A 25,741-nucleotide genomic window follows, 5' to 3' on the forward strand; every position below is an offset into this window, starting at 1 on the left:
TTCACATTCGAGCGAAACGGCCGAAATGTCAATAGTTGATAAGAAAACGAAAGAAAACGACGGTCTTTCCGGACTGCGCAGCCGTCCCGTGGCGGAGCAGCAGACGGCCGGCTATGCCGACACCTTGCGCGAGGTGCTGCAGCAGCCAGCCACCTGGCGCGGCACCGCGGCCCTGCTGCGCGAGCCGGCGGTGCGCGAGCGGCTGGCGCGCGCCATGTCGCCGCGGCCGCCGCACATCGTGCTGACCGGTTCGGGCAGCTCCATGTATATCGGCGAATGCCTGGCGCCCACGCTGCAGGAGGGCCTGGGCATTCCCGCGCAGGCGATCGCCGCCGGCACCTTGCTTACGCACTGGCGCGGCGTGCTGCCGCCGGGCGAGGGCCTGCTGATCTCGCTGGCGCGTTCGGGCGACAGCCCCGAAAGCTGCGGCGTGGTGGACCGCGTGCTGGCCGATGCGCCGGCATGGCGGCACCTGGTGATCACCTGCAATGCCAACGGCAAGCTCGCCACGCGCTACAACCACGATCCGCGCGTCACCGTGCTGGTGCTGGACGAGCGCACCAACGACCGCAGCCTGGTGATGACCAGCAGCTTTACCAACTTGCTGCTGGCCGGTTCCGGCCTGCTGCTGGACAGCGCCGGCGTGCTGACCGGGCAGGCCGTCGCCGCGCTGGCCGCGGTGGTCGACTACCTGTTCGACGAACAAGCCGTGGCGCTGGCGGAACTGGCTTCGCGCAACGTCGAGGGCGCGGTGTACCTGGGTAGCGGCGGCGGCATCGGCGCCGCGCACGAGGCAGCGCTGAAGATGGTGGAGATGACCGGCGGCAAGGTCATCACTATGGCCGAGACTTTCCTGGGCCTGCGCCACGGGCCGATGTCGAGCATCCGCCCCGGCACGCTGATCGTCGGCTTCCTGTCGGCGGATCCGGCGGTGCGCGGCTACGAGCTGGACCTGCTGCGCGAACTGGACCGCAAGCAGCTGGGCCTGGCCAAGCTGGTGGTGGGCGAGGGCATCCCCGCCGACGTACTGCGGCCCGGCGACGTGGCGATCGAACTCGCCGGCCTGGGCCACCACGGCGAACTGCCTTCGCTGCTGGCGGATGTGGCGGTGGGCCAGCTGCTGGCATTCTTCCGTTGCCTGCGTCTTGGCGATCGCCCCGACGCACCCTCGCAAGGCGTGCTCACGCGCGTGGTGCAGTCCTTCACGTTGCACGGAAACGGCGCGTGACGACGGCCGTGCCTGGACGCGTGCTGGTGGTGGGCGAGGTCAATGTCGACCTGGTCCTGAAAGGCCTGCATGCCGAGCCCGCGCCGGGCCAGGAAGTGCTGGCCGACGATTTCCTGATGACGCCGGGCAGTTCCTCGATGATCTGCGCGATGGGCCTGGCGCGGCTGGGCAATGCGGTGGCGTTCCATGGCCGGCTGGGTGCGGATGCGTGGGGGCACTATTGCCTCGGCGCCATGCGCGAGGCCGGCATCGATGTCGCTTCGCTGCAGCCGGAAGCCAGCTTGCGCACCGGCATCACCGTCTCGCTGTCCACGCCGCGCGACCGTGCGCTGGTGACCTTCAGCGGCGCCATTGCGGCACTGCGCGCGGAAGATGTCAGCGATGCGCTGCTGGCGGGCGCGGGCCACCTGCATGTGTCTTCGTTCTATCTGCAGAAAGCGCTGCGGCCCGAGATCCGCCAACTGTTCGCGCGCGCCCGCGAGGCCGGGCTGAGCATCTCGCTGGACCCGGGTTTCGATCCCGAGCAGCGCTGGGGCGACGATCTGCGCGGCGTGCTCGAAGACGTCGACGTATTTCTGCCAAACGAAGAAGAGCTGCGCGCGCTGACCGGCGAGACCGACGTGCGCAAGGCGCTGGCCGCCCTGGACAACGGCCGCACCCTGATCGTGGCCAAGCGCGGCCGGCAAGGCTGCGCGGTGCTGCATGACGGCGCGCTGCTGATCGCACCGGCGCTCGCCATCGAAGCGGTGGACAGCACGGGTGCCGGCGACTCCTTCGATGCGGGCTTCCTGCATGCGTGGCTGCGCCAGCTGCCGCTGCGCGACTGCCTGCGCTGGGGCAATGCCTGCGGCAGCCTGTCCACGCGCGGTATCGGCGGCACCACGCGCCAGGCCAGCGCGGACGAAGTCGCGGCCTTGCTGGCGGGCGCCGCATGATCACCGTCGCCGGCTTCAACACCGCGATCGACCGGCTGTACACGCTGGAGGCGCTGGAGCCTGGCGTAGTTCAGCGCGCCGCCGCGGTGCAGGCGTATCCCGGCGGCAAGGGCCTGCACGTGGCGCAGACCATCGCCGCCTTGGGCGAGCCGGTGCAGCTGGTCGGCCTGACCGACGCCTTCCACCGCAACCTGATCGCCCGCCGCATGAGCGAGCGCGGCGTGCTGTTCCACGGCGTGGAAATTCCCGGCGAGCTGCGCCACTGCCTGGCGCTGCGCGAGCGCGGCGGGCGCATGACCGAAGTGCTCGATCCCGGCCCGTTGCTGCAGCCGCGCGCGCAGCAGCAATTGCTGGACACCTTGTGGCGCTGCGTGGAAGACACCGACGCCATGGTGTTCTCCGGCAGCCTGCCGCGCGGTTTCGAAGCAGATACCTATGCCGCGCTGCTGCGCCAGATCGCGCCGCGCCGCTTGCCCTGCCTGGTCGACGCCAGCGGCGAAGCGCTGCGCCTGGCCGCCGCTGCCGGCGCCTTCCTGCTCAAGCCCAACCGCGACGAGGCGGGCCAGCTGGCCGGCCGCGCGGTGGACACGCTGGAAGACGCCGCCGCCGTGGCGCGCGAGCTGCACACGCGCGGCGTGGCATTTCCGGTGATCACGCTCGGCGCGCAAGGCGCGCTGGGGTTCGACGGCGCGGCCTGCTGGCACGCCTCGCTCGCCATCGCGCACAGCGCGAATGCGGTGGGCTCGGGCGATTGCTTCCTGGCCGGCGTGGCGGTGGCGCTGCGGCGCGGCCAGGAGCCCGCGCAGGCGCTGCGCCTGGGCGTGGCCTGCGGCGCGGCCAACGCGCTGCACGAGGAGACCGGCTATGTGCAGCGGGCGCAGGTGGAAACGCTGCTGCCGGAGGTACGGCTGGTCCGTTACGACGGTTGACGACACCGCGCGACGCCGTGGGAGCGGCGGCGCGCGGGACGGTGTTACGAGGCCACGGGGAGGACCGTGGTGTTTTCCAGAACTGGAGAGAACTGCGGCATGTCACCTGTATCCGTATCCGAACTTCCGCCTTCGCTGCGGCCTGCGTTAGCCAGGCCGCGCCGCAAATTCATCGCCGTGCTGCTCGCCGTGCTCGGCATCGGCTCCGCCCAGGCCGCGGATGATGCGGCCTTCGGCAACAGCGCCATCGCCGCGCGCTGGTCGTATGCCGACGGCAAGCTCGATCGCCTGGTGGTGGACGACAAGATCAACCAGCGCCCGCTGGAGGTCACCGCCCCCTTCGTGCTGACCCTCGCCGACGGCAGCAAAATCACCACGGCCGACATGCGCGCCAGCGCCGCGCCGAAGACAGCGGCACTCAAGGCCAATGCCAAGGCTTCGCGCCTGGCCGAGCGCCTGAAGGGGCAGTCGGTGCAGACCAGCTTCATCGACGCCGACGGCCGCTTCCGCGTCGACTGGCAACTGGTGCAGCGCGAAGGTTCGGATTACCTGCGCGAGATCGTCACCGTCACGGCGCTGAAGCAGGACGAGGCGATCAAGCGCATCGACCTGCTGCAGGCGAAGATCGCCGATGCGGAAGTGATCGGCACGGTGGCCGGCTCGCCGGTGGTATCGGGCCGCGATTACCTCGGCTTCGAACATCCGCTGTCCGGCAGCCAGGTGCACGGCAGCAAGGTGAATCTGTGGATCGACCGCGAGCTGCCGCTGCGCAAGGGGCAATCGGTGACCTACTCGGCGGTGATCGGCGCCACCCATGGCGACCAGCTGCGCCGCGATTTCGCCGCCTACGTCGAACGCGAACGCGCGCGGCCTTACGCGCCATTCCTGCATTACAACTCCTGGTACGACATCGGCTACTTCACGCCCTACACGGAAGCGCAGGCGCTGGACCGCATCCATGCCTTCGGCGAGGCGCTGAGCGTGAAACGCCACGTCAAGCTCGATTCCTTCCTGTTCGACGACGGCTGGGACGACCGCAGCGGCAGCTGGCATTTCAGCAAGGACTTCCCGCACGGCTTCCTGCCGCTGCGCGATGCCGCCGCCAGGTACGGCGCCGCGCCCGGCATGTGGCTGTCGCCCTGGGGCGGCTATGGCCCGCCGAAGAAGGAGCGCGCCGAGCGCGGCGCGCAGGCCGGCTACGAGATCATCGACGGCGGCCTGGCGCTGTCCGGCCCGAAGTACTACCAGCGTTTCCACGATGCGGTGATGGAGCTGGTGACCAAGGACGGCGTCAACCAGTTCAAGTTTGACGGCACCGGCAATGCGGACAAGGTATTCCCGGGCAGCGTGTTCGACAGCGACTTCGGCGCGGCGATCCAGCTGATCGAGGACATCCGCGCGGCCAAGCCGGGCACCTATATCAACCTGACCACCGGCACCACGGCTTCGCCGTTCTGGCTGCGCTACGCCGATTCGATCTGGCGCGACGGCGAGGACGACGACCTCACCGGCGTGGGCAGCAAGCGCGAGCGCTGGATCACTTACCGCGACCGCGAGACCTACCGCAATATCGTGGTCAAGGGGCCGCTGTTCCCGCTCAATTCGCTGATGCTCCACGGCATCATCTATGCGAAGGAAAACCGCAACCTCGGCAGCGATCCGGGCCACGACTTCGCCAGCGAAGTGCGCTCGTACTTCGCCACCGGCACCCAGCTGCAGGAGCTCTACATCACGCCCACGCTGCTGACCGAAGCGGACTGGGACGCGCTGGCCGAGGCCGCGCGCTGGGCGCGCGACAACGCCGACGTGCTGCGCGATTCGCACTGGATCGGCGGCGACCCGGGACGCCTGGACGTGTACGGCTGGGGCGCGTGGTCGCCGAAGAAATCCATCGTCACCTTGCGCAATCCGGATGCGCAGCCGCAGACGGCCGTGCTCGACCTGGCCCGGCAACTGCAGCTGCCGGCCGATGCCGCGCGCAACTTCAGCGTGCGCGACGTATGGAAGACCGGCGGCGGGCAGGTGCCCGCTTCGCTCGATGCCGACCACGCGGCGACGGTGCAGCTGGCGCCGTTCGAAGTGCTGACGCTGGAACTGACACCCACGCGCTGAGCGGATCCGGCTGTCCGGCACGGGAGGTGCGCGGACGGCCGGCGATCTTCGGGGAGGTAGGCATGACCACGTTCGAGCGCACGAGGCGCGGACTGTTGAAAGCGGCGGCCCTGCTGCCGCTGGCGGGTACGCTGGGCGGGCTGGCGCGGGCAGCGGAGCGGGCACCGTCCGTGGCCGATGCGGCGCAGGCGAGTTTCGCGATCAAACCGGAAGGAACGGGGCGCGTCGTCAGCGAGTCGCTGGCGAGCCTCAGCTACGAGACCGGCCAGCTGGCCGATCCGACCTTCTTCTCGGCCGGCAATCGCTCACTGGTGGAACTGCTGCGCCGCATGAATCCGCGGGGCGTGCTGCGCATCGGCGGCAATACCAGCGACTTCACGGTGTGGAGCGAATACCGCGGCACGCTGCCGCCGCAGCCGGCGCGCAAGGGCGGGCCGCAGCATCCGGTGATGCTGCGCCCGGAGGCCTTGCGCGAACTGGCCGGCTTTCTGCGTGCGACCGGATGGAAGCTGATCTTCGGCGTCAATCTGAAGATCGGCGTGCCGGCGATGGCGGTGGAGCTGGCCCAGGCCGTGCGCAAGGCGGCGGGTGACGATCTGGTGGCGATCCAGATCGGCAACGAGGCGAACAACTACGCGAAGGACTACGCCAGCTTCGAGGCGATGTGGCTGCCATACGCCGAAGCGTTGCGGAAGGCCGGCCTGCCGCTCGGCGGACCGGATACCGGCGCCAACTCCGACTGGGTGGCCGAGTTCGCCCGGCGGCACGGCAAGGACAGCGTTTTTCTCAGCCGCCACTACTATCGCGATGCCGCGCCGCGCGGTTCGATCGGCGACCTGCTCGGCGGCGATCCAGGTTGCATCGAAGATACCGAGCGCCTGGCGGGCCTTGCCGATGCCACGCATCTGCCGCTGCGCCTGACCGAAGCCAACTCGTATTACTTCGGCGGCCGCGACGGCGTCAGCAACGTTTTCGCTTCCGCGCTCTGGGGCGCGGACTTCATGCTCGCATTGGCGCAACTGGGCGTTGCGGGCATCCATTTCCATGGCGGCACGCTGGCTTCGGTGGAGGCTTCTCTTGGCCGCGAGGCCAATGCTTCCACCACGGCGACGGACATCGCCGCGCGCCGCGATGCCGTGAGTTCCCGCTATTCGGCCATCGCCGGCAACGTCGAACTGGGTTTCCAGCCGCGGCCGTTGTTCCACGGCATCGAGCTGGCGCAGCGCTTTGCCGGCGCACGCATGCTGCCGGCGCGCTTCGACACCGGCGGCGCCAACCTCGGCGCCTATGCCGCGCGGCGCGGCGACAGCGTGCTGGTCGCCTTGATCAACAAGGACTGCCTGCGCGACGCCGACGTCGCCGTCGGCGGCCTGGCCGGCTACGGCAAGGGCAACACCATGCGCCTGCGCGCGCCGGCGCTGGACAGCCGCGATGGCGTGAGCTTCGCCGATGCCAACGAAGACGTGCACCTGGATACGCAAGGCGCGGCGCGCATCGCCGTGCCGCGCGGCAGCGCCGCGCTGCTGAGTTTCGAACGGATGGTTTGAAAGGGCCGGCATGGACGCCGATAGCTGCCGGCCGCGCGCCGGCAGCGGGGAAGGAGCGGTCAATCAATGAGCCATAAAACGATTGGGGAGTTGCCGAAATGAACAAGCGTCAAGCCAAGTACCAGAGTCTGTGTCCACGCCCATTGAGCCTGTTGATCGCGCTCAGCCTCACCGGCGGCATCGCGCATGCGCAGTCCACCACCGGCAGCATCGTCGGCCAGGTGCCGGCGGGCATGGGCGATACCGTCACCCTGCAGAGCGGCAATGGCCTGCAGCGCGACGTGGCGGTGGACGAGCGCGGCCGTTATTCGGCCAACCAGCTGCCGCTGGGCAATTACACGGTGACCTTGAAGCGCGGCGGCCAGGCCGTGCAGACGCGCGACAACGTGGCCCTGCGCGTGGGTGCGGCCACCGACGTGTCGTTTACCGAGGCCGCCACCAAGAACCTCGAAGGCGTCAGCGTCTCCGCCAATGCACTGCCGGCGATCGACGTGACCAGCGTGGACTCGCGCACGGTGATCACCTCCGAGCAGCTGGCCAAGCTGCCGCTGGGCTATTCGGCCGAAGCCGTGGCGCGGCTGGCGCCGGGCGCGGTGAACAACGGCGGCGGCTTCACCAGCGCCACCGGCGGCTCGCTGGTCAGCTTCGGCGGTTCGGGCGCCAACGAGAACGCGTACTACATCAACGGCTTCAACACGACCGATCCGCTGAAGTCGGAGGGCGGCCTGACCTTGCCCTACGGTTCGATCGACCAGGAAGAGGCCTACACCGGCGGCTACAGCGCGCAGTACGGCCGCTCCGACGGCGGCGTGCTCAACATGGTGGGCAAGCGCGGTACCAACGAATGGCATTTCGGCGGACGCGCGAGCTGGGAACCAGCATCGCTGCGTTCCTCGGCCAAGAACTTCTATTACCAGAACGGCCTGCCGAATCCGCCGCTGCCGACCGGCTCGCTGTATTCGCCGCGCGAGAAGAACGAATACTGGATCACCACCTACGACGCCTATGTCGGCGGCCCGATCGTCAAGGACAAGCTGTTCTTCTTCGCCTCGGCGGAGATGTCCAAGCAGCAGGGCAGCTCGGTCGGCACGGTGACCAGCAGTTCGCCGTACCAGACCTACCAGTACAAGATGCCCAAGTGGTACGCGAAGCTGGACTGGAACATCAACGACAGCAATATTGTCGAACTGACCGGCGCCTCCAACAAGCGCTCGTACCAGGGCAACCTGTACCGCTACGACTTCCAGAACATGGTGCCCGGCCGCCTGGTCAGCCATGCCGACAGCACCAAGAACGGCGGCGACCTGTGGACGGGCAAGTACACCGGCTACCTGACCGAGAGCCTCACGCTCACCGCGCAGTACGGCAAGATGAAGACGCGCGCGTTCCAGCAGCCGGTCGGCTATGCCCCGGATCTGACCTACGTGTCGGGCATCACCGCGCAGAACCCGGCCATCGTCGGCAGCCAGCCGCGCTTCAACAACCAGACCACCACTTCGCTGTACGACCCGGACCGCGGCAACACGGTGACCAACCTGCGCGTGGCGCTGGAGTACAAGCTGGGCGACCACACGCTGACCGCCGGCATCGACAACCTCACCGCCGAAGCGCTGAACCAGGGCAGGGTGACTTCCGGTCCGGGCTACAGCTGGAGCTATGGCCATTCGGATCATCCGACCGCGCCGCTGGACCCGGGCCTGGGCGTGGGCCCAACCGCGGGCTTTCCCAACGGCGCCACCGGCTATTACGTGATGAGGAACGTCAACAGCCAGCTGGCCAACGTCAAGACGGTGGAGCATGCGCAGTACATCGAGGACAACTGGCAGTTCAACGACCGCCTGCTGCTGTCGCTCGGTATCCGCAACGACCAGTTCACCAACTACAACGCCAACGCGCAGCCGTACATCAAGCAGACCGCGCAATGGGCGCCGCGCCTGGGCTTTGCCTGGGACGTCAACGGCGATTCCAGCTTCAAGGTATTCGGCAATATCGGCCGCTACTATCTGGCCTCGCCGCTGGAGCCGGCGCTGAGCGCTGCTGGCGCGCAGACCAGCACCACGCAGTACTTCACCTACAGCGGCATCAATCCGGACGGCACGCCCAGCGGGCTGACCCAGATGTCGCCGCCGGTCTCGGCCAACAACAACTTCGGCGTGCTGCCCGACCCGAAGACGGTGACGGCCAAGGACCTGAAGTCGATGTACCAGGACGAGTACATCCTGGGCTTCACCAAGACCCTGGGGCAGGAGTGGGTGTACGGCGCCAAGGCCACCCGCCGCGTGCTGCGCAGCGCGATCGACGACTTCTGCGACGTCGACCTGATCACCGCCAAGGCGCAGGCGCTGGGCTACAACGTCAGCTCGCTCAACAGCTGCTATCTGATCAACGCTGGCCGCGCCAACACCTTCGTGGTGGTGGACGACGCGGGCCAGCACCACGACGTGAAGCTCAGCCGCGAGGAACTCGGCTTCCCGGACATGAAGCGCAAGTACTACGAGCTCGACCTGTTCCTGGAGCATCCGTTCGACGGCAAGTGGTACGGCAAGCTCGACTACGTGTTCTCGCGCAGCTATGGCAATACCGAGGGCTGGACGCAGTCGAACGTGCAGTCCGACGGCCCGAGCGAATCGGCCGACTGGGACAATGCGCCGATCATGGTCTACAGCAATGGCGACCAGGGCAACGACCACCGCCACCAGATCAAGCTGTGGGGCTATTACCAGATCACGCCGGAGTGGCTGGTGTCGGGCAATGTGTCGTTGATCTCGGGTGCGCCGAATGTGTGCCTGGGGCTGTTCCCGGGCGACAACCCGGATCCGTCCGGCTATGGCTCCTCGTACCACTTCTGCCGCGGCGTGCCGGTGACGCCGGGCAGCATCGGCCGCCTGCCGTGGCAGCGCCAGGTGGACCTGGGCGTGAAGTACACGCCGGACTTCGCCGCGCACAAGCTGGGCCTGCACCTGGACGTGTTCAATGTGTTCAACAGCCAGCCGGTGGTGAACATCACGCCGAACCTGTATGCCAAGTCCGACGGCACCTTGAATCCGCTGTACGGCACGCCGCGCGTGATGCAGGCGCCGCGCTACCTGCGCTTCTCGGTGACTTACGACTATTGATGAGCGACGGCACAGGGACGTGCCTTTCCATGGAATGCCCATCCGGCCACATGGCGTGTCCGGATGATTTGAACTGCAGCGGGCGGAGATATCGATGGCTGGTTTGGGGTTAATCAAGGCAGGTTCGATCTTTTTTCTCCTGTGCGGGATGTCCGCCATGCATGCCCAGCCGATGCCAGCCAAGACCGCGGCGGCGCCCGCCGCCGTGGACGACGACGCCAACGCGCCTTACAAGGTCTACGACGCCACGCCGGCCATCACCATGGGTCCGCTGCTGCTGGACATGGCCGAGGACTCGGTGGTGATCGAGTGGATGACCGATGCGCCAAGCGACGCCAAGGTCAGCTACGGCGAGCATGCGCTCGACCATGAGGCGGTGCCGCAGGTCGACGGCCTGGTCTCGGTGGGCACGATGCATCGCGTGGTGCTGCGCGGATTGCAGCCGGGGCGCACCTATCAGTACCGGGTTGCCTCACGGCGCGTGGTTGCGTTGCGGCCGTACTGGCCGGACCGCGGCAGGACCGCGGAGAGTGATGTCTACAGCTTCACGACGTTCGATGCGTCCAAGCCGAGTACCAGCTTCGCGACGATGACGGACACGCATGAAAACGTCGAGCGCGTCCGCGCCCTGGCGGAACTGGCGCAGCGCCAACCGGTGGACTTCGTCGTGCATACCGGCGACGGCGTGCATTACGCCACCGGCGAGAATCAGGTGAAAGACAAGTTCCTGGAACCGCTGGCGACGGGGCTGCAGGGCCGCATGCCGCTGCTCTATGCGCGCGGCAACCACGAATACCGCGGCGAGTTCGCCCGTTCGCTCGGCGACTATCTGCATGCGCAGGAAAGCCGCTATTACTACACGCGCGACCAGGGGCCGGTGCATCTGGTCGTGGTCGATACCGGCGAGGACAAGCCTGACGCCACCAACGTCTATGCGGGCCTCAACGATCTGCGCGCATACCGTGCAGAGGAATACGCCTGGTTCAAGCGTGTGCTGGCTGAAGAGCCACGGGTGCGCGCTGCGCCGTTCACGGTGGTGCTTGGCCACGATCCCGCATGGGGTTGGCTGGACGGCGCCGATGGCGAATGGACGAAGCGCGCGAACGAAGCGAAGGTCGACCTGTTCATCGCCGGCCATCTGCATCGGCTGGAACGGGTGAAGCCGGGCGAGCGCGGCAACGACTTCACCATCCTGGCGCTGGGCCAGGACCAGATCGCGCGGGTCGAAGCCGATGAGCGCGTGCTGAAAGTGAGCGTGATCGATCGGACGGGCAAGACCGTGGAGGCCTTCGTGCTGAAGCGGCGGGATAAATAGCGGCAGGTGTCGCCCTGCTAGCGGGGCGCACGGAAATGGCTGCTGACATCCAGATTGACGTCGCGCGGGGACGGGAAGGGTGTGGTGGCCGCAGGTGAATGCGGTCCTGCACTTGCGCTTGTCGCCGCCGCGGCGATCTGGGGTTCCGCACGAGCGCGTTTGGTGGCACGTGAAGTGGAAGGGTCAGCAACGACCTGCGTTGTCTGCCTGCCGTGAACCGCGGCGGGCCGAGTCGGACCCGCGACAGTGCCGGCAGGCGGGGAATCCGCGCGCCTCCGCTTGGCGCTTCCAGACGCAGCGCCCGGGGGCGGCTGCTGTGACGCCGCGGAAGAGGCGCTTGCCGTCGCGGCCTGGTGGGTGGAGCGCGGCGCTGCGACGGAGGTGCCTGAAGCCGCCGCGGGTGGAGGCAGCGCCAGTGGCGGAGGTTGCATATAGCTGCCGCCGGCGATGGCTGCTCCGGTCGGACCGGTGGGATGACGCAAAGGCGAATGAGGCGCGTCGGGCAGCAAGTGCCGCCCGCTGTCCTGGAGATCGCCCATCGCGCCGCCCATCAGGCGCATTACCGTGGCCTGATCGGCGGCGGACAGCGCGCGGTGATAGCGCGAGAGCTTGGTCTTGGCTGCGTTGCGATCGCTTTCATAGGTCTTGCGCGCTCCCCGGTCCTTGAGCTTGCCCGCATCCTTGACCCTGGCGGCGCGTTCTCCGGGCGCCATGCTCATCACCATCAGCGCGGCCGAGGCTACGCCGGCCGAAGGGGGCGTCAGATCGGGCGCCCGCAGCATCTTCATCATCTGCACGCGATTGAAATCGTGTCCCGCAGCCTGGCCGGCGGTATGCGTATCCGAGCCGCTATGTCCGGCCGCGCCGCCGCCGGGCACGCTGACGAAGGTTCTGCCCGTATCCGTACGCGCACCATCGCTGGCTTCCATGACGGGCCTGACGTTGGCCTCGCGGATCTTCCCGCCGGAGAAATGGCGCAGCGCCGACTTGCTCTTGGTGGCGGGCAGGGTCGACTCCACCGCACCCTTGGTGCGGCCGGACAGAAATACCGCCATGTCGGTGGGGGCAGCCGCTTCGTGGTATCCGGTGCTATGCGCGGACGCGGCCTTGGTCGGGTTGGAGGCGGCGCGGAATTCCGCCGAGGTGGTCTTGTTGCCCTTCACGATCTTTTCGGTGGCTTCCTTCTTGAACGCTCCGGCCTTGGCCTGCGAAGGCGTCAGTGTCCGGTCGTCCGCGGCGCGATAACGGGGCGCCATGGGCGGCCGCGACGCGGGAGTGAGGGGCGTCACCATCGGCGACAGCGTGCCTGCCGCGGCGGCGGTTGCCGCACGGCGCGGATCATGTTGAGACGATACGGATCGAGTGGCCGGCGATGGCGTGCGCAAGCCCGCCGCCGGCATCGGCGACAGCGATCCCGGCGAGCTGACGGCGGCCGGTGTCGTCCCCATGCCTGCCAGCGCCCCGGATGAAGGCACCACGGGTGATGGTGACGAAGGAGGCATGTGCCGGGCGGGCAAAGACCCCGTGGCAGCCTGAGGCTTATGCGACATCGTCAACGGCGCCGCGGCGCCGAATGGGCGGGGCGGCACCAACGGCGTCGACGGCGGCATGCGGGTCAGGCCGGGTGACGCATGCGTCCTTGGCATGGGCGGCGGTAACCGCAGCGGGGGAGCGGTGGGTGGGGCAACGCCGCCAGGCGCACGGCCCGACGGCCGCGCGGCAGGGGGCGTGCCCTGCGGCTTGGCTGATCCCGAACCACCGCCTGCTGCGTCCGGCTTCCCTGGCATTGCCCTGATCCCCATCAAGGACCCCGAAGACTAATCGCGGTCGCCGCCGCCTGCCAGTGAGCCGGCGGCCGGTGCCGCCGGCACCGCGAGGCAGGCGCGCGAGCAAGTAATCTGGCGGCTCTGGCCCATGGGAGGAGTACCGATGGCTCGCACCGGCACGATGAAGGGGTTGCTGGCGGGCGTGCTGGCCGTGGCATCGTGCGCTGCCTATGCCGGCGCGGCTTTCGAAGTGGGGCCCGCACGCGCGGCGTTGCAGCGCCTGCTGCCGCATCATGCGCAGCAGATCGCGCTGGTCGCACTGCCGTCCGGCACGGAAGAGCGCTACCGCATTCGCGGCCTGGCGGGCCATATCGAGATCGCCGGCACATCGCCACTTGCGCTGCTGGCCGGCGCGGAGGCTTATCTCGAACACGTGCCGCAAGTGAGCATCGGCTGGCCGGGCGACAGCCTCGACCGGCTGCCCGCCACGCTGCCTGCGCCGACGCATCCGATCGAAAGCCATGCGGTGGTGCCCGACCGATTCGCCCTCAACGACGTCGACGACGGTTATTCGGACGCCTATCTCGACTGGCCGGGATGGGAACACAAGATCGACCTGCTCGCATTGCGCGGCATCAACGAGGTGTTCGTGCCGGCGGGTGCGGAGGAGGTGTACCGCCGCGCGTTCCGTGAGTTCGGCTATAGCGATGATGAACTGCGCGCGTGGATCCCGGCACCCGCGCATCAGCCGTGGTGGCTGCTGCAGAACATGTCGGGTTTCGGCGGGCCGATATCGGCGCAACTGTTCGCGCAGCGAGTGGCATTGGGTCGCCGTATCGTCGAGCGCCTGCGCGAACTGGGCATGCAGCCGGTGCTGCCGGGTTATTTCGGCACGGTGCCGCCGGGCTTCGCGGCGAAGCAGCCCGGTGCGGCCCTGGTGCCGCAGGGCGAGTGGGTGGGATTCCAGCGGCCGGACTGGCTGGATCCGCGCGATGCGCATTTCGCCAAGGTGGCTGCTGCGTTCTATCGCCACCAGCGTGAGCTGTTCGGTGATGGTGTGCTGTACAAGATGGATCTGTTGCACGAGGGCGGGCGCGCCGGTGACGTACCGGTGGGCGAGGCTGCGAAGAAAGTGTTCGCCGCGTTGGATGCCGCGCATCCTGCCGCGCGCTGGGTGCTGCTCGGCTGGCAGCACAATCCGCCGCATGCGGTGATGGCGGCGGTACCGCATGAGCGCCTGCTGATCGTCGATGGCCTGTCCGACCGCTACAACGGCATCGACCGCAAACGCGATTGGGCGGGCGCGCCGTTCGCATTCGGCACCATTCCCAATTTCGGCGGCCACACCACGCTGGGGGCGAACGCCGGTGTGTGGATCCGGCGCTTCGCCGCGTGGCGGCGCGAGGATGCGGGCTCGCTGCGTGGCATCGCCTATATGCCGGAGGGCAGCGGCACCGATCCGGCCACATATGCGCTGTTCACGGCCCTGGCCTGGACGCCGGTGCCGGACGATGCGCCGCGCTGGTTCGAGCGCTATGCGGTGTACCGCTACGGCGGCGGCGGCGCTCATGCGCGCGCTGCGTGGCGGATCCTCGCGCAGACCGCTTATGCGATGCCGTCGGGCGAATGGTCGGAACCGCACGACGGTCTGTTTGGCGCAAGGCCGAGCCTGGATGTACGCAGCGCGGCGACCTGGTCGCCCACCGCTGCGCGCTACGATCCCGCACGCTTCAACGGCGCCGTATGCGAGTTGCTCGAGGTGGCGCCGGCATTGCGCACCACCTCTGCGTATCGCCACGACCTGGTCGACATCACGCGGCAGGCGCTCAGCAATCAATCGCGGCTGCTGCTGCCGCGCATCAAGGCAGCCTACGAAGCGAAAGACACGAAGCAGTTCCAGGCACTGACCACCGCATGGATGGACGACATGGCAATGCTCGACCGCCTGCTCGCCTCCGACCCCGACTTCCTGCTCGGCCGCTGGCTGATGCACGCAAAGGCCGCCGCGCGCGACGACGCCGAAGCGGCGCAGCTCGAATACGACCAGCGCTCGATCCTGGCCAGCTGGGGCGACCGCTCGGGCGCCGACCGCGGCGGCTTGCACGACTATGCCAATCGCGAGCTGGCGGGCCTGGTCGGCGGGCTGTATGCGCAACGGTGGCGGCGTTTGTTCGACACGCTGCAGGATGGATTGAACGGCAGTCGGACGCAGCCGATCGATTGGTACGCGATGGAGCAGTCCTGGGCGCGCTCGCGCGAGCCGTACGTTACGGAACCCGCCGGCGATCCATGGCGCCTCGCCGGGGAGGTCGCGCATCGGTTGCGGCTCTGCGCCGCTGCCGGCGACTGAGCCGGATCGTCATCCGGTCGCGGCAGGCTGCGCGCGTACGGCTATTTGCGATCGGAACGGAACGAACTGGTGATGTCCATGGCGATGCCGCGGGCATCGGCGCCGGATCCGCCGGCCGCGGTGCTCGGCGTGGTCGGCGGCGTGGCGGTGGCGACGGTGGTCGTGGTGGTGGTCGTCGTGGCCAGTCTCGGGGGCGCGGTGACGACAGGCGTGCCGATCGTCGGCGTCTGGTGCGTGCTGGATGTCGACGACGAGCTCGACGAGCTGCTGGTGGGTATGGGCGCGAACGCGGACGGCGGCGGTGTCGGCGTAAGCACGGGCGGCATGGGCAGGTAGCCGCCGCCGCTGAGGGCGGCCCCGGTACCGCCGGTCGGATCGCGCAGCGGCGAGTGGGGACGGTCGGGCAGCAGGCGGCGGCCGCTGTCCTTGAGATCGCCCATGCCCTGCTTGGCCAGTTTCATCACGACGTTCTGCTCTTTCGGCGGCAGCGACTGGTAGTACGCGCCAAGCTTGCGCTTGGCGTCGTTCCTGCGCTCCTCGTAGCTCGAGCGGGCCTGCACGTCCTTGAGGTTGCCGGCGCCTTGCGCGGTGCTGGCGATCTGGCCCGGAGCGACGCTCATGACCGTCATGGCGCCGGCGACGGTGCCTGCCACGCCGGAGGTGACGCCGGGTTCCTGCAGGGTGCGCATGCCCTGGTGGCGCAGGAAGTCGTGCGCCGCGGCCTGTCCCGTCGTCTTGACGCCGGAGCCGGTATGGCCCGCGGGCTTGCCGCCGGGCACGCTCAGCACGGTCTGCGCGGTATCCGTGCGCGCACCGTCGCTGGCTTCGGCGACGGGCCTGACGTTCGGTTCCAGGATCGTGCTGCCGGCGTACTTGGGCAGCACGCTGTTGCCGCTCCAGGCCGGCATGGTGGCCGTGCCGTCGGTGTTGACCTTGCGCCGCGACAGGAACCGCATGGCGTCCGTCGGCAGAAAGCTCTCGTGGTAGCCGCTGCTGTGCCCGGAGGTGGTCGGGTTGGACGGTGAGCGGAACTCGCTCTCGTCGATCGGCTTGGCCTGCACCACTTTTTCGGTGCCGGCGGGGCGGAAGCCGCCGGAAGAAGCCTGCCCCGAGGTCAACGTCTTGTCGGACGAGGCCTTGTAGCCAGGCATGGGCGACAGCGTCGGCGGCGCGGTCGGCGGCGGTGGCATCGGCGACAGCGAGCTCGATGGCGATGCTGCACCGGACGAGGTGGCCTGCGCGGTCGAATGCGTCGCGCCGCCATGCAAGGGCAGCATGGGCGAAAGCGCTGAGGAGGAGGTGGTGGACGAGGGCGGCGGCGTGGAGGTCGTCGATGCCGTGGTGGTGATCGAAGGCCGTGGCGCGCTGGCCGCGCCACTGCGTAACACGGGCGACAGCGTGGTCGGCCTGGGCGATGGGGTGACCATGGGCGACAGCGTCGTACTGGATGTGCGCGTGGACGAGGTGGACGAATGCTGCAGTGGCTGCCCCGAGGTCGAAGACGACGACGAAGGCGTGGAACTGCGCGGGCGCCCGCCTCCCGAACCGCCGCTGCCAGAACCGCTCCCGCTCCCGCTCCCGCTGCCGGAGCCGCTGCCGCCCGTGCCAGAACTCCCTGTTCCGTGTGGCATGACCCTGATTCCCCCTCAAGGACCCCGGAGGTTACTCCGGGCCCGGGGCGCTCGCCAGGGCGCGGCAGCCGTGGGCATTCGCGCACGGCGGGGCCTGCCGGCCCGCGCTACCATCGAACGGCTTTCGCCCAGCCCGGACGCCACGCGGATGCGCCTCCATCCCCTGCCAGCCTGAGGAGTTCCCGTGCGGCGAAGAGCCTTCCTGCGCCTGAGTGCGCTCGCACCGTTGGGTGCATTGAGCCTGCGTGTCGACGCGGCAACCGCTCCGCCGAAGCATGCGGAGCCTGCGCCCGATGGCCGCGTCCATCGCTTCGCACTCGGCAAGCGCGAGTTTCTGCTGGATGGACGTCCATTCCAGATCCGCAGCGGCGAGATGCATCCGATCCGCGTGCCGGCGGAGTACTGGACGCAGCGCATCCGCATGGTCAAGGCGATGGGCCTGAACACGGTAGCCATCTATCTGATGTGGAACGCGCTGGAACAAGAACCCGGCGTGTTCGATCTGGAAAGCGGCAACCGCGACTTCGTGCGCTTCATCAAGCTGTGCCAGCAGGAAGGCATGTGGGTGTATCTGCGACCCGGTCCGTATGTCTGCGCCGAATGGGATTTCGGCGGGCTGCCGCCGTATCTGCTGCGCGAGCCTGACATCCGCGTGCGCGACAAGGACGATCCGCGCTACATGCGGGCAGTGGCGCGTTATCTGGACACGATCGCGCCGCATATCGCGCCGCTGATGGCGGACAAGGGCGGGCCGATCCTGATGGTGCAGGTGGAGAACGAGTACGCCTCGTTCGGCGGCGACCTGGCGTATCTGCAGCGGATCCAGGCGATGTGGCGCGAGCGCGGCATCGAGGGGCCGTTCTCCATTTCGGATGGGCTGGGCACGATCCAGAAGCAGCAGACGTATCTGCCCGGCAGCGCGCTGGGCCTGGACGGCGATACCGATTTCGCCGCGGCGCAGGCGGTCGCCGGCGAGGCGCCGGTGTGGGTGGGCGAGGGTTATCCCGGCTGGCTGACGCACTGGGGCGACCAGGAGTTCCAGCGCGGCGATTACGCGGCGACGCTGAAGAAGCTGATGGCCGAGGGGCGCTCGTTCAATCTGTACGTGGCGCATGGCGGCAGCAATTTCGGTTTCGGCGCGGGCGCCAATGCGGATGCCGATTACGGCAAGTTCGATCCGGTGATCACCAGCTACGACTACGGCGCGCCGATCGACGAGCGCGGCGCGGCGACGGCGGATTACCGCGAGTTCCGCCGCATCATCGGCGAGAAGCTGGCGCATCCGCTGCCGGCGGTTCCGGCGGCGCCGCCGGCGATGCGGTTCGCGAAGTTCGAGCTGCAGCCGTATGCGTCGCTGTGGGAGAACCTTACGCCGGCGAAGCCGCTCGATCAGGGGCCGGTGGCGAACGAGCTGCTGTTCGGGCAGGACCACGGCATGGTGCTGTATCGCGCGATGTCGCCGAAGGGCGGGCGCCTGTCCGTCGAAGGCGTGCGCGATTACGCGACCGTGTTCGGCGCGGGGCGTTATCTCGGCTACATCTCGCGCGTGCGCAAGCCGGGCTTGCGCGAGGCCACCTACGTGGAGGTGCCGGCGCCGCATGCGCAGGATGGCGAGGCGATCGAGATCCTGGTCGACAGCTTCGGGCACGTCGGCTATGGGCAGGCGATGGCGGACCGCAAGGGCATCGTGGGCGAGATACGGCTGGATGGCGAAGTGCAGCAGCACTGGTCGGCGCATGGTTTTCCGCTCGACGATGCTTATCTGGCGGGGCTGCGTCCGCTGGCGCGCAAGCCGGAGCGGCCGGGGCTGTTCTTCAAGGGCGCCCTGGCGCTGCAGAAGACGGCGGATACCTATCTGGACATGAGCGCCTGGGACAAGGGCTATGTGTGGGTGAACGGGCATCTGCTGGGAAGGTATTGGCGGATCGGGCCGCAGCAGCGGTTGTTCTGTCCGGCTTCGTGGTTGAAGGCGGGGGAGAACGAGGTGCTGGTGTTCGATATGCATCGTGTTGAAGCGGCGGCGATCGAAGGGTTCGAGCACCTGCACGCCTAGCCGTCATTCCGGCGTAGGCCGGAATCCAGTAGCGACAGTGTTGGATTGTCGCGTCATCGCCCAAAAGCGAAATGCGTGGCGATATCGCGACAATCGAGCCCCGACGTCACTGGATTCCGGCCTGCGCCGGAATGACGAGGATTGAGAGGTTGTCGCGGTCCCGTCAGAACTCCACATGCGCACGCAGCGCCACGAACCTCGCCGGCCCGCGGTCGCGGTTGTAGCCAGGGTGCCGCACCCACTGGACATCCGGGCTCAGCGTCAGATGCTCGAACGGCACGAAGCTGTAGTACGCCTCCATGATTTGTTCGCGGCCGTAATTCAAGGCGCCGTCGCCCAGCACGAAACCGCTGCCGCCCAGCTCCAGATATTCGCGGTGCGGCGAAGACAGCGCATTGATCGCCAGGCCCAGGCTGAAGTGATCCTGCTGGCGTCCCCAATGCGTGCCGGACAGCTGGAAACCGCCGCTCAGCGTGCGATCCACTTCGGTGAACGCGAACGACTCGTTGCGCCCGTCGTTCCAGCCGGCACGCATGAATAAACCGGTTTCCCCGCCATCGGCCAGCGGCAGTTCGCCATTGAGGCCGATGCCGTACTTCTTGCGGCCGGGGCGGTCGTCCGCGCGGATATCCGGCGTGCTGCCGGTGGCCAGCGCCTGCGCTATCACGGTGCGGTACACGCCCATGCTCGCCTGGTTCTGGAACAGCAGGGCGCGCAAGGCCCAGCCATCCTTGTCCGGCTGGAGGGTCAATTCCAGCTGCTGCCCGCGCGCCTTGCGCAGCGATTCCACCAGGCGCGAGCCGTTCGCTTCGGTGGGCATGCGGTAGATGCCGTAGCGCAGGCTCCAGCCCGCTTCGACCAGGCCCAGCATCAGGCCTTCGGTATAGCCGCGCGTGTCGGCGGCGAAATCCCAGGCCACGTTGTTGAACAGCGCCCAGTTCATGAATTGCGTGCGGGTGCCGTCGGCGTAGCGGTTCTTGTCGAAGTCGTCATTGATCGCCATCTTGCCGATCTTCACTTCGATGCGGCGCGCGGCTTCCTTGCCGGGCAGCTGGTCCATGGCGCGCTCGTTGTCCTCGGTGTCGTCGCCCAGCGGCAGGGTCCAGCGCAGGAAGCGGCGCGCGACGTAGGGCGATTTGCCCAGGTTGGCGGAGCCGGAGCGGATCACGTCGCCGTTGGGCAGGCCGGCCATGCCGGTGGCGCCGCTGACGCCCTGGCCCTTGAACATCTCCACGTCGAAGTAGAACTGGAAATGCGCGGGCAGGGCCACGCCGAAGTAGGCGCCGAAGGTGTGCGAGCGGGCGGTGTCGGTGCGTGCGCTGAGGCTGAGCGGGCCCGAGTAGGGCGAATGCACGCGGTCCTGATGCTGGTCGATCATGGTGTATTGCGCGCCGAGGAATTGCGGCACGAACACCGGTGCTTCGTCAGCGCGCAGGGCCGGGCCGGCGGACAGCAGGGCGGCGACTGCCAGGAAACGCAGCGATTTCATCCTTACTCCGTGGCGGCGCGGCCCATGTTTCCGCGGCAAGGCGCATGGTGGCATGCGGGTGTGGCACGTCAACGTCAACGATGTCCCGGCGCCGGAAAACGGGGCGGCATCGTTCCAAAAGAAAGGCCGCCTTGCGGCGGCCTTTGGATCCTGCATCGGGCAAACCATCAACCGCCGCGCGAAGCCTTCTTGCGGTCGTTCTCGGTGAGGTGCTTCTTGCGCAGGCGGATTTCCTTCGGGGTGATCTCGACCAGCTCGTCGTCGTCGATGAAGTCCAGCGCCTGCTCCAGCGAGAACTTGATCGCGGGGGTGAGCTGGATCGCATCGTCCTTGCCGGAGGCGCGCATATTGGTCAGCGGCTTGGGCTTGATGGCGTTGACGGTGAGGTCGTTGTCCTTGGAGTGGATGCCGACCAGCTGGCCTTCGTACACCGCGTCGCCTTCGGCGGCGAACAGCTTGCCGCGCTCCTGCAGCGGCCCCAGCGAATAGGCGGGGGTGTTGCCGGCGGCGTTGGCGATCATCACGCCGTTGAGGCGCTTGGCGATCTGGCCTTCTTCCTTCGGACCGTAGTGGTCGAACACGTGGAACAGCAGGCCCGAACCCTGGGTCAGGGTCTTGAACTGGTTCTGGAAGCCGATCAGGCCGCGCGCCGGGATCATGTACTCCAGGCGCACGCGGCCCTTGCCGTCCGGCTCCATGTTCTTGAGCTGGCCCTTGCGCACGCCCAGGCGCTCCATCACGGGGCCCTGGTGGATTTCTTCCACGTCGACCACCAGCTGCTCGATCGGCTCCATCTTCTGGCCGTCGATCTCCTTGATGATCACTTCCGGACGCGACACGGCGAGCTCGTAGCCTTCGCGGCGCATGTTCTCGATCAGCACCGACAGGTGCAGCTCGCCGCGGCCGGAAACCAGGAACTTGTCGGCGTCCGAACCCTGCTCGACGCGCAGCGCCACGTTGTGGACCTGCTCGCGCTCCAGGCGCTCCTTGATCTGGCGGCTGGTGAGGAACTTGCCGCCGGAGAGGTCCTTGTTGCCGGCGAACGGCGAGTTGTTCACCTGGAAGGTCATGCTGATGGTGGGCTCGTCCACGGTCAGCGCGGGCAGCGCCTCGGGGGTGTCGAGCGCGCACACGGTGTCGGAGATGGTCAGCTCCTGGATGCCGGAGATGGCCACGATGTCGCCGGCCTCGGCGGTCTCCTGCTCGATGCGCTCCAGGCCCATGAAGCCCAGCACCTGCAGGATCTTGCCCTGGCGCTTCTTGCCGTGGCGGTCGATCACGGCCACCGGCATGTTCTTCTTCAGGGTGCCGCGCTGGATGCGGCCGATGCCGATCACGCCGACGAAGTTGTTGTAGTCCAGCTGGCTGATGCGCATCTGGAACGGGCCTTCCGGATCGACTTCCGGCTTGGGCGCGTGCTTCATGATCGCTTCGTACAGCGGGGTCATGTCGCCTTCGCGGGTCTCGGGGTCGAGCGAGGCGTAGCCGTTCAGGGCCGAGGCGTAGACGATCGGGAAGTCCATCTGCTCCGGCGTGGCGCCGAGGCGGTCGAACAGGTCCCACACCTGCTCCACCACCCAGTCGGGGCGGGAGCCGGGGCGGTCGATCTTGTTGACCACCACGATCGGCTTGAAGCCCATCGCGAAGGCCTTCTGGGTCACGAAGCGGGTCTGCGGCATCGGGCCGTCCATCGCGTCGACCAGGATCAGCACGGTGTCGACCATCGACAGCACGCGCTCCACCTCGCCGCCAAAGTCGGCGTGTCCGGGCGTGTCCACGATGTTGATGCGGTTGCCCTGCCAGGTGATGGCGGTGTTCTTGGCCAGGATGGTGATGCCGCGTTCCTTTTCCTGGTCGTTGCTGTCCATCACGCGCTCGGCGAGCACGGTGCGCTCGGAGAGCGTGCCGGACTGCTTCAGCAGCTGGTCGACGAGCGTGGTCTTGCCGTGGTCGACGTGGGCGACGATGGCGATATTGCGCAGATTTTCGATGGACATGGAGTGGGCTCGGGCGGCCGGAATGGCCGTCGCGTGGTTTTCTCAAGGGCGAATCGGCGGATTATACGGGCTTATGTGACAACTTGCTTGTCGTCCGCCTGCTTTGCGCCCTCTCCCCCTCGGGGAGAGGGCCGGGGTGAGGGGCCGGGGCTCGCGAAAACGCCTGTTCGCGGCGAAGCGCCCTGAAGAGCCCATTCAGGCAGCAGTGCGCGCCCGGGTCACCCGGCTGGCCGTTTCCTTGTGCAACTGCGCCGCCAGCCAGGCCCCCGCCGCCACCAGCAGGTCCAGGTTCACCCCGGTTTCCATGCCCATGCCGTGCAGCATGTAGACCACGTCCTCGCTGGCCACATTGCCCGTGGCGCCCTTGGCGTACGGGCAGCCGCCGGTGCCGGACACGGCGCTGTCCACCACCCGCACCCCTTCCTCCAGGCAGCTGAGGATGTTGGCCAGGGCCTGGCCGTAGGTGTCGTGGAAGTGCACGGCCAGGGCGGCCATGGGCACCTCGGCCGCCACGGCCTTCAGCATGGCGCGGGCCTTGGCGGGGGTGCCGACGCCGATGGTGTCGCCCAGCGAGATCTCATGGCAGCCGAGCTGGTGCAGGCGCGCGGCCACGCGCACCACGTCCGCCACCGGCACCTCGCCCTGGTAGGGGCAGCCCAGCACCGTGGACACGTAGCCGCGCACCTTCACGCCTTCGGCCCGGGCCAGTTCCAGCACGGGGCGGAAGCGCTCGATCGATTCGTCGATGCCGGCATTGATGTTCTTGCGGTTGAACGCCTCGGAGGCCGCGGTGAACACCGCCACCTCGGTGGCGCCCACTTCGCGCGCGCGCCGGTAGCCCTGTTCGTTCGGCACCAGCACGGGGTAGCTCACCCCGGGCACCTTGCGGATGCCCTGGAACACCTCGGCGGCGTCTGCCAGCTGCGGCACCCACTTGGGGCTGACGAAGCTGGTGGCCTCGATGGTGGCCAGGCCGGTGGAGGAGAGGCGGTCGATCAGGGCGATCTTCACGTCGGCCGGGAGCATGGCCTTTTCGTTCTGCAGGCCGTCGCGGGGGCCGACTTCGACGATGCGGACGTGGTTGTCGTTCATGGCGGTAGTGACCCGTGGCAACGTGAAGGGAGATGCGTCCGGCGCGGCGCCGGTCAAGTGGCGAAGCGCACCAGCACGGCGTCGGCTTCGACGAAATCGCCCTGCGCGGCGCCGATGCTGTCGATGGTGCCGGCGCGCGGGGCCTTGAGCGCCAGTTCCATCTTCATCGCTTCCATCACCAGCAGCTCCTGGCCTTCTTCCACCTGGTCGCCCGGCCTGGCCTTGACCAGCACGATGCGGCCCGGCATCGGCGCCGCCACCTGGTTGCCGCCGCCGCCTTCCTTCGCGGCCCACTCGAACGCGGCCGCGCGCATGAACGCGTGGCGGCGGCCGTCGGCGTCGTGCAGCAGCACGCGCTGCGCATCGGCGCGCAGCGGCAGGCGCAGCGCTTCGCCGTCGAAGCGGGCGCTGAGCGCATTGCCGTCGTGGCGCGCGCCCTGCACCTGGCAGCTGGCCTCGCCGTGGCGCAATTGATAGTTGCCGTCGTGGCCGTGGGCTTCCACTTCGTAGCGCTGCTCGCGCAGCGACAGCGCCACGATGCGCTTGCCGGCATGGCCGACGCGCCAGGCGTCGGCGCGGGACCAGGGCGAATAGGGATCGCTGCCATGCGCGGCCTGCGCCGCCACGGCATGTTCGTCGTGCAGCAGCGCGGCGACGGCGGCGGCGAACAGCAGCTGCGGCGCGGGCGCGGCGTCGCCGGCCAGGAATTCCTCGAGGTGGCGGTCGAGATAGCCGGTGTCGATGCGGCCTTCCAGCACCACCGGGTGGCGCACCAGGCGCTCGAGGAAGGCGATATTGGATTTCGGCCCGGCGATCTCGCAGGCCATCAGCGCTTCGCGCAGGCGCTGCAGCGCTTGCGCGCGGTCGCGGTCGTGCACGATCAGCTTGGCGATCATCGGGTCGTAGAAGATGGTGACCGTGTCGCCTTCGATCACGCCGCCGTCCAGGCGCACGTGGCGCGACGGTGCCGGCAGGCGCAGGCGCAGCAGCTTGCCGGAGCCGGGCAGGAAGTTCTGTTCCGGGTCTTCCGCATACAGGCGCACTTCGATGGCATGGCCCTGCGCGTGGATCTGATCCTGGCGCAGCGGCAGCGCTTCGCCGGCGGCCACGCGCAGCTGCCATTCGACCAAGTCCAGGCCCAGCGTTTCCTCGGTGACCGGATGCTCCACCTGCAGGCGCGTATTCATTTCCATGAAGAAGAATTCGCCGCTTGGGCCGACGATGAATTCCACCGTGCCCGCGCCGACGTAATCCACCGCGCGCGCCGCGGCTACCGCCGCCTCGCCCATGGCGGCGCGGCGTTCCGGCGTGAGGAAGGGCGAGGGCGTTTCTTCCAGCACCTTCTGGTAGCGGCGCTGCGCCGAGCATTCGCGCTCGTTGAGATGGATGACGTTGCCGTGGCTGTCGCCGAACACCTGGAATTCGATATGGCGCGGATGCTCGACGTAGCGTTCCAGGATCACCCGCGTATCGCCGAAGGCATTGGCCGCCTCGCGCTGCGCGGAGGCGAGCGCGTCGGCGAATTCCTTCTCGGCGCGCACGATGCGCATGCCCTTGCCGCCGCCGCCCGCGGCGGCCTTGATCATCAGCGGGAAGCCGGTGCGGCGCGCCTGCTCGGCGAGGAAGTCCGCGTCCTGGTTGTCGCCGTGGTAGCCCGGCACCAGCGGCACCGCGTGCTTTTCCATCAGCGCCTTGGCGGCCGCCTTGGAACCCATGGCGTCGATGCTGGCCGGGCGCGGGCCGATAAAGGCGATGCCGGCCTCGGTGCAGGCGCGCGCGAAGGCGGTGTTCTCGGACAGGAAGCCGTAGCCAGGATGGATGGCCTGGGCGCCGCTGCGCCGGGCTACGTCGAGGATGGCGTCGGCGCGCAGGTAGGAGTCGGCCGGACGCGGCCCGCCGATCGGCCAGGCCTCATCGGCGAGGCGCACGTGCTGCGCATCGGCATCGGCCTCGGAGTACACCGCGATGGTGTGGATGCCCAGGCGGCGGCAGGTGCGGATCACGCGGCAGGCGATCTCGCCGCGGTTGGCTATGAGTACGCGCTCGAACATGCACGGGTCCGTCGTGGGTGGGGTGCAAAGTCCGTAAAACTAGCAGAACGGGCGTTTCAGGCCGATGCGCGGCGCAGCATTCATGCGAACGGCGTAGGTTGGGGTGAGCGCAGCGAACCCCAACGATGGC

At 68.2% G+C, this 25,741-nt stretch carries 17 protein-coding genes; 11 read left to right on the forward strand and 6 right to left on the reverse strand.

Features of this window, described 5'->3' with window-relative positions; all coding sequences use genetic code 11:
• The first annotated feature begins 25 nt into the window (after positions 1–25).
• The 7 genes from FHW85_RS00435 to FHW85_RS00465 all read left to right on the forward strand — a co-directional run bounded on the left by FHW85_RS00435 (position 26) and on the right by FHW85_RS00465 (position 11,182).
• Positions 26–1,228: a tagatose-6-phosphate ketose isomerase gene (locus tag FHW85_RS00435; RefSeq protein WP_243867979.1), complete on the forward strand. Its 1,203-nt coding sequence runs from the start codon at positions 26–28 to the stop codon at positions 1,226–1,228.
• Positions 1,225–2,163, forward strand: a complete 939-nt coding sequence (locus FHW85_RS00440; protein WP_343203651.1) for a carbohydrate kinase family protein — start codon at positions 1,225–1,227, stop codon at positions 2,161–2,163. Before FHW85_RS00435 ends, FHW85_RS00440 begins: the two co-directional genes overlap by 4 nt.
• A complete protein-coding gene (locus FHW85_RS00445; RefSeq protein ID WP_168646957.1) occupies positions 2,160–3,092 on the forward strand; it encodes a hexose kinase in 933 nt (310 codons plus the stop codon). Before FHW85_RS00440 ends, FHW85_RS00445 begins: the two co-directional genes overlap by 4 nt.
• Positions 3,093–3,191: 99 nt before the next feature.
• Positions 3,192–5,204, forward strand: coding sequence for an enterotoxin (locus tag FHW85_RS00450; protein ID WP_246866598.1), 2,013 nt, complete (start codon positions 3,192–3,194; stop codon positions 5,202–5,204).
• Between the two features lie 62 nt (positions 5,205–5,266).
• On the forward strand, positions 5,267–6,751 hold the full coding sequence (locus FHW85_RS00455; protein WP_168646958.1) for a hypothetical protein: 1,485 nt from the start codon (positions 5,267–5,269) through the stop codon (positions 6,749–6,751).
• A gap of 98 nt (positions 6,752–6,849) precedes the next feature.
• On the forward strand, positions 6,850–9,867 hold the full coding sequence (locus FHW85_RS00460) for a TonB-dependent receptor (RefSeq protein WP_168646959.1): 3,018 nt from the start codon (positions 6,850–6,852) through the stop codon (positions 9,865–9,867).
• A 157-nt stretch (positions 9,868–10,024) separates the two neighbouring features.
• Positions 10,025–11,182, forward strand: a complete 1,158-nt coding sequence (locus tag FHW85_RS00465) for a metallophosphoesterase family protein (RefSeq protein ID WP_168646960.1) — start codon at positions 10,025–10,027, stop codon at positions 11,180–11,182.
• Positions 11,183–11,199: 17 nt separating this feature from the next.
• On the opposite strand, the gene FHW85_RS00470 is transcribed toward FHW85_RS00465, so the two are convergent.
• Entirely contained in the window at positions 11,200–12,438 is a 1,239-nt protein-coding gene (locus tag FHW85_RS00470; RefSeq protein WP_168646961.1) for a hypothetical protein, read from the reverse strand.
• A gap of 121 nt (positions 12,439–12,559) precedes the next feature.
• Between FHW85_RS00470 and FHW85_RS00475 the strand changes: the two genes are divergently transcribed.
• Both FHW85_RS00475 and FHW85_RS00480 read left to right on the forward strand, forming a co-directional pair.
• Positions 12,560–12,718 (forward strand): hypothetical protein, encoded by a 159-nt coding sequence (locus FHW85_RS00475; RefSeq protein ID WP_168646962.1) that lies wholly within the window; start codon positions 12,560–12,562, stop codon positions 12,716–12,718.
• A 393-nt stretch (positions 12,719–13,111) separates the two neighbouring features.
• The gene (locus FHW85_RS00480; protein WP_168646963.1) at positions 13,112–15,298 is read left to right on the forward strand and encodes an alpha-N-acetylglucosaminidase; all 2,187 of its coding nucleotides are present in this window, start codon (positions 13,112–13,114) and stop codon (positions 15,296–15,298) included.
• A 41-nt stretch (positions 15,299–15,339) separates the two neighbouring features.
• Here FHW85_RS00480 and FHW85_RS00485 read toward each other — a convergent pair whose 3' ends face one another.
• Positions 15,340–16,449 carry a hypothetical protein gene (locus FHW85_RS00485; RefSeq protein WP_168646964.1) on the reverse strand — a complete coding sequence of 370 codons (1,110 nt, stop codon included), beginning with the start codon at positions 16,447–16,449 and terminating at the stop codon, positions 15,340–15,342.
• Between FHW85_RS00485 and FHW85_RS00490 the strand changes: the two genes are divergently transcribed.
• Together FHW85_RS00490 and FHW85_RS00495 are read left to right on the forward strand one after the other, a co-directional pair.
• The gene (locus FHW85_RS00490; protein WP_168646965.1) at positions 16,448–17,104 is read left to right on the forward strand and encodes a hypothetical protein; all 657 of its coding nucleotides are present in this window, start codon (positions 16,448–16,450) and stop codon (positions 17,102–17,104) included. The genes FHW85_RS00485 and FHW85_RS00490 overlap by 2 nt on opposite strands.
• Positions 17,105–17,113: 9 nt before the next feature.
• Positions 17,114–18,982 carry a beta-galactosidase gene (locus FHW85_RS00495; protein ID WP_168646966.1) on the forward strand — a complete coding sequence of 623 codons (1,869 nt, stop codon included), beginning with the start codon at positions 17,114–17,116 and terminating at the stop codon, positions 18,980–18,982.
• Between the two features lie 163 nt (positions 18,983–19,145).
• Here the strand turns inward: FHW85_RS00495 and FHW85_RS00500 are convergent, their stop codons facing one another.
• The 4 genes from FHW85_RS00500 to FHW85_RS00515 all read right to left on the reverse strand — a co-directional run bounded on the left by FHW85_RS00500 (position 19,146) and on the right by FHW85_RS00515 (position 25,611).
• Positions 19,146–20,471, reverse strand: coding sequence for a carbohydrate porin (locus FHW85_RS00500; protein ID WP_246866599.1), 1,326 nt, complete (start codon positions 20,469–20,471; stop codon positions 19,146–19,148).
• A gap of 167 nt (positions 20,472–20,638) precedes the next feature.
• Positions 20,639–22,468: a translational GTPase TypA gene (gene typA / locus FHW85_RS00505; protein ID WP_167254027.1), complete on the reverse strand. Its 1,830-nt coding sequence runs from the start codon at positions 22,466–22,468 to the stop codon at positions 20,639–20,641.
• Between the two features lie 195 nt (positions 22,469–22,663).
• Entirely contained in the window at positions 22,664–23,560 is an 897-nt protein-coding gene (locus FHW85_RS00510) for a hydroxymethylglutaryl-CoA lyase (protein WP_168646967.1), read from the reverse strand.
• Between the two features lie 53 nt (positions 23,561–23,613).
• Positions 23,614–25,611, reverse strand: coding sequence for a biotin carboxylase N-terminal domain-containing protein (locus tag FHW85_RS00515; protein ID WP_168646968.1), 1,998 nt, complete (start codon positions 25,609–25,611; stop codon positions 23,614–23,616).
• Positions 25,612–25,741 lie beyond the last annotated feature (130 nt).

The sequence above is a fragment of the Dyella sp. SG609 genome (assembly GCF_012275375.1).
Classification (GTDB): Bacteria; Pseudomonadota; Gammaproteobacteria; order Xanthomonadales; family Rhodanobacteraceae; genus Dyella_D; species Dyella_D marensis.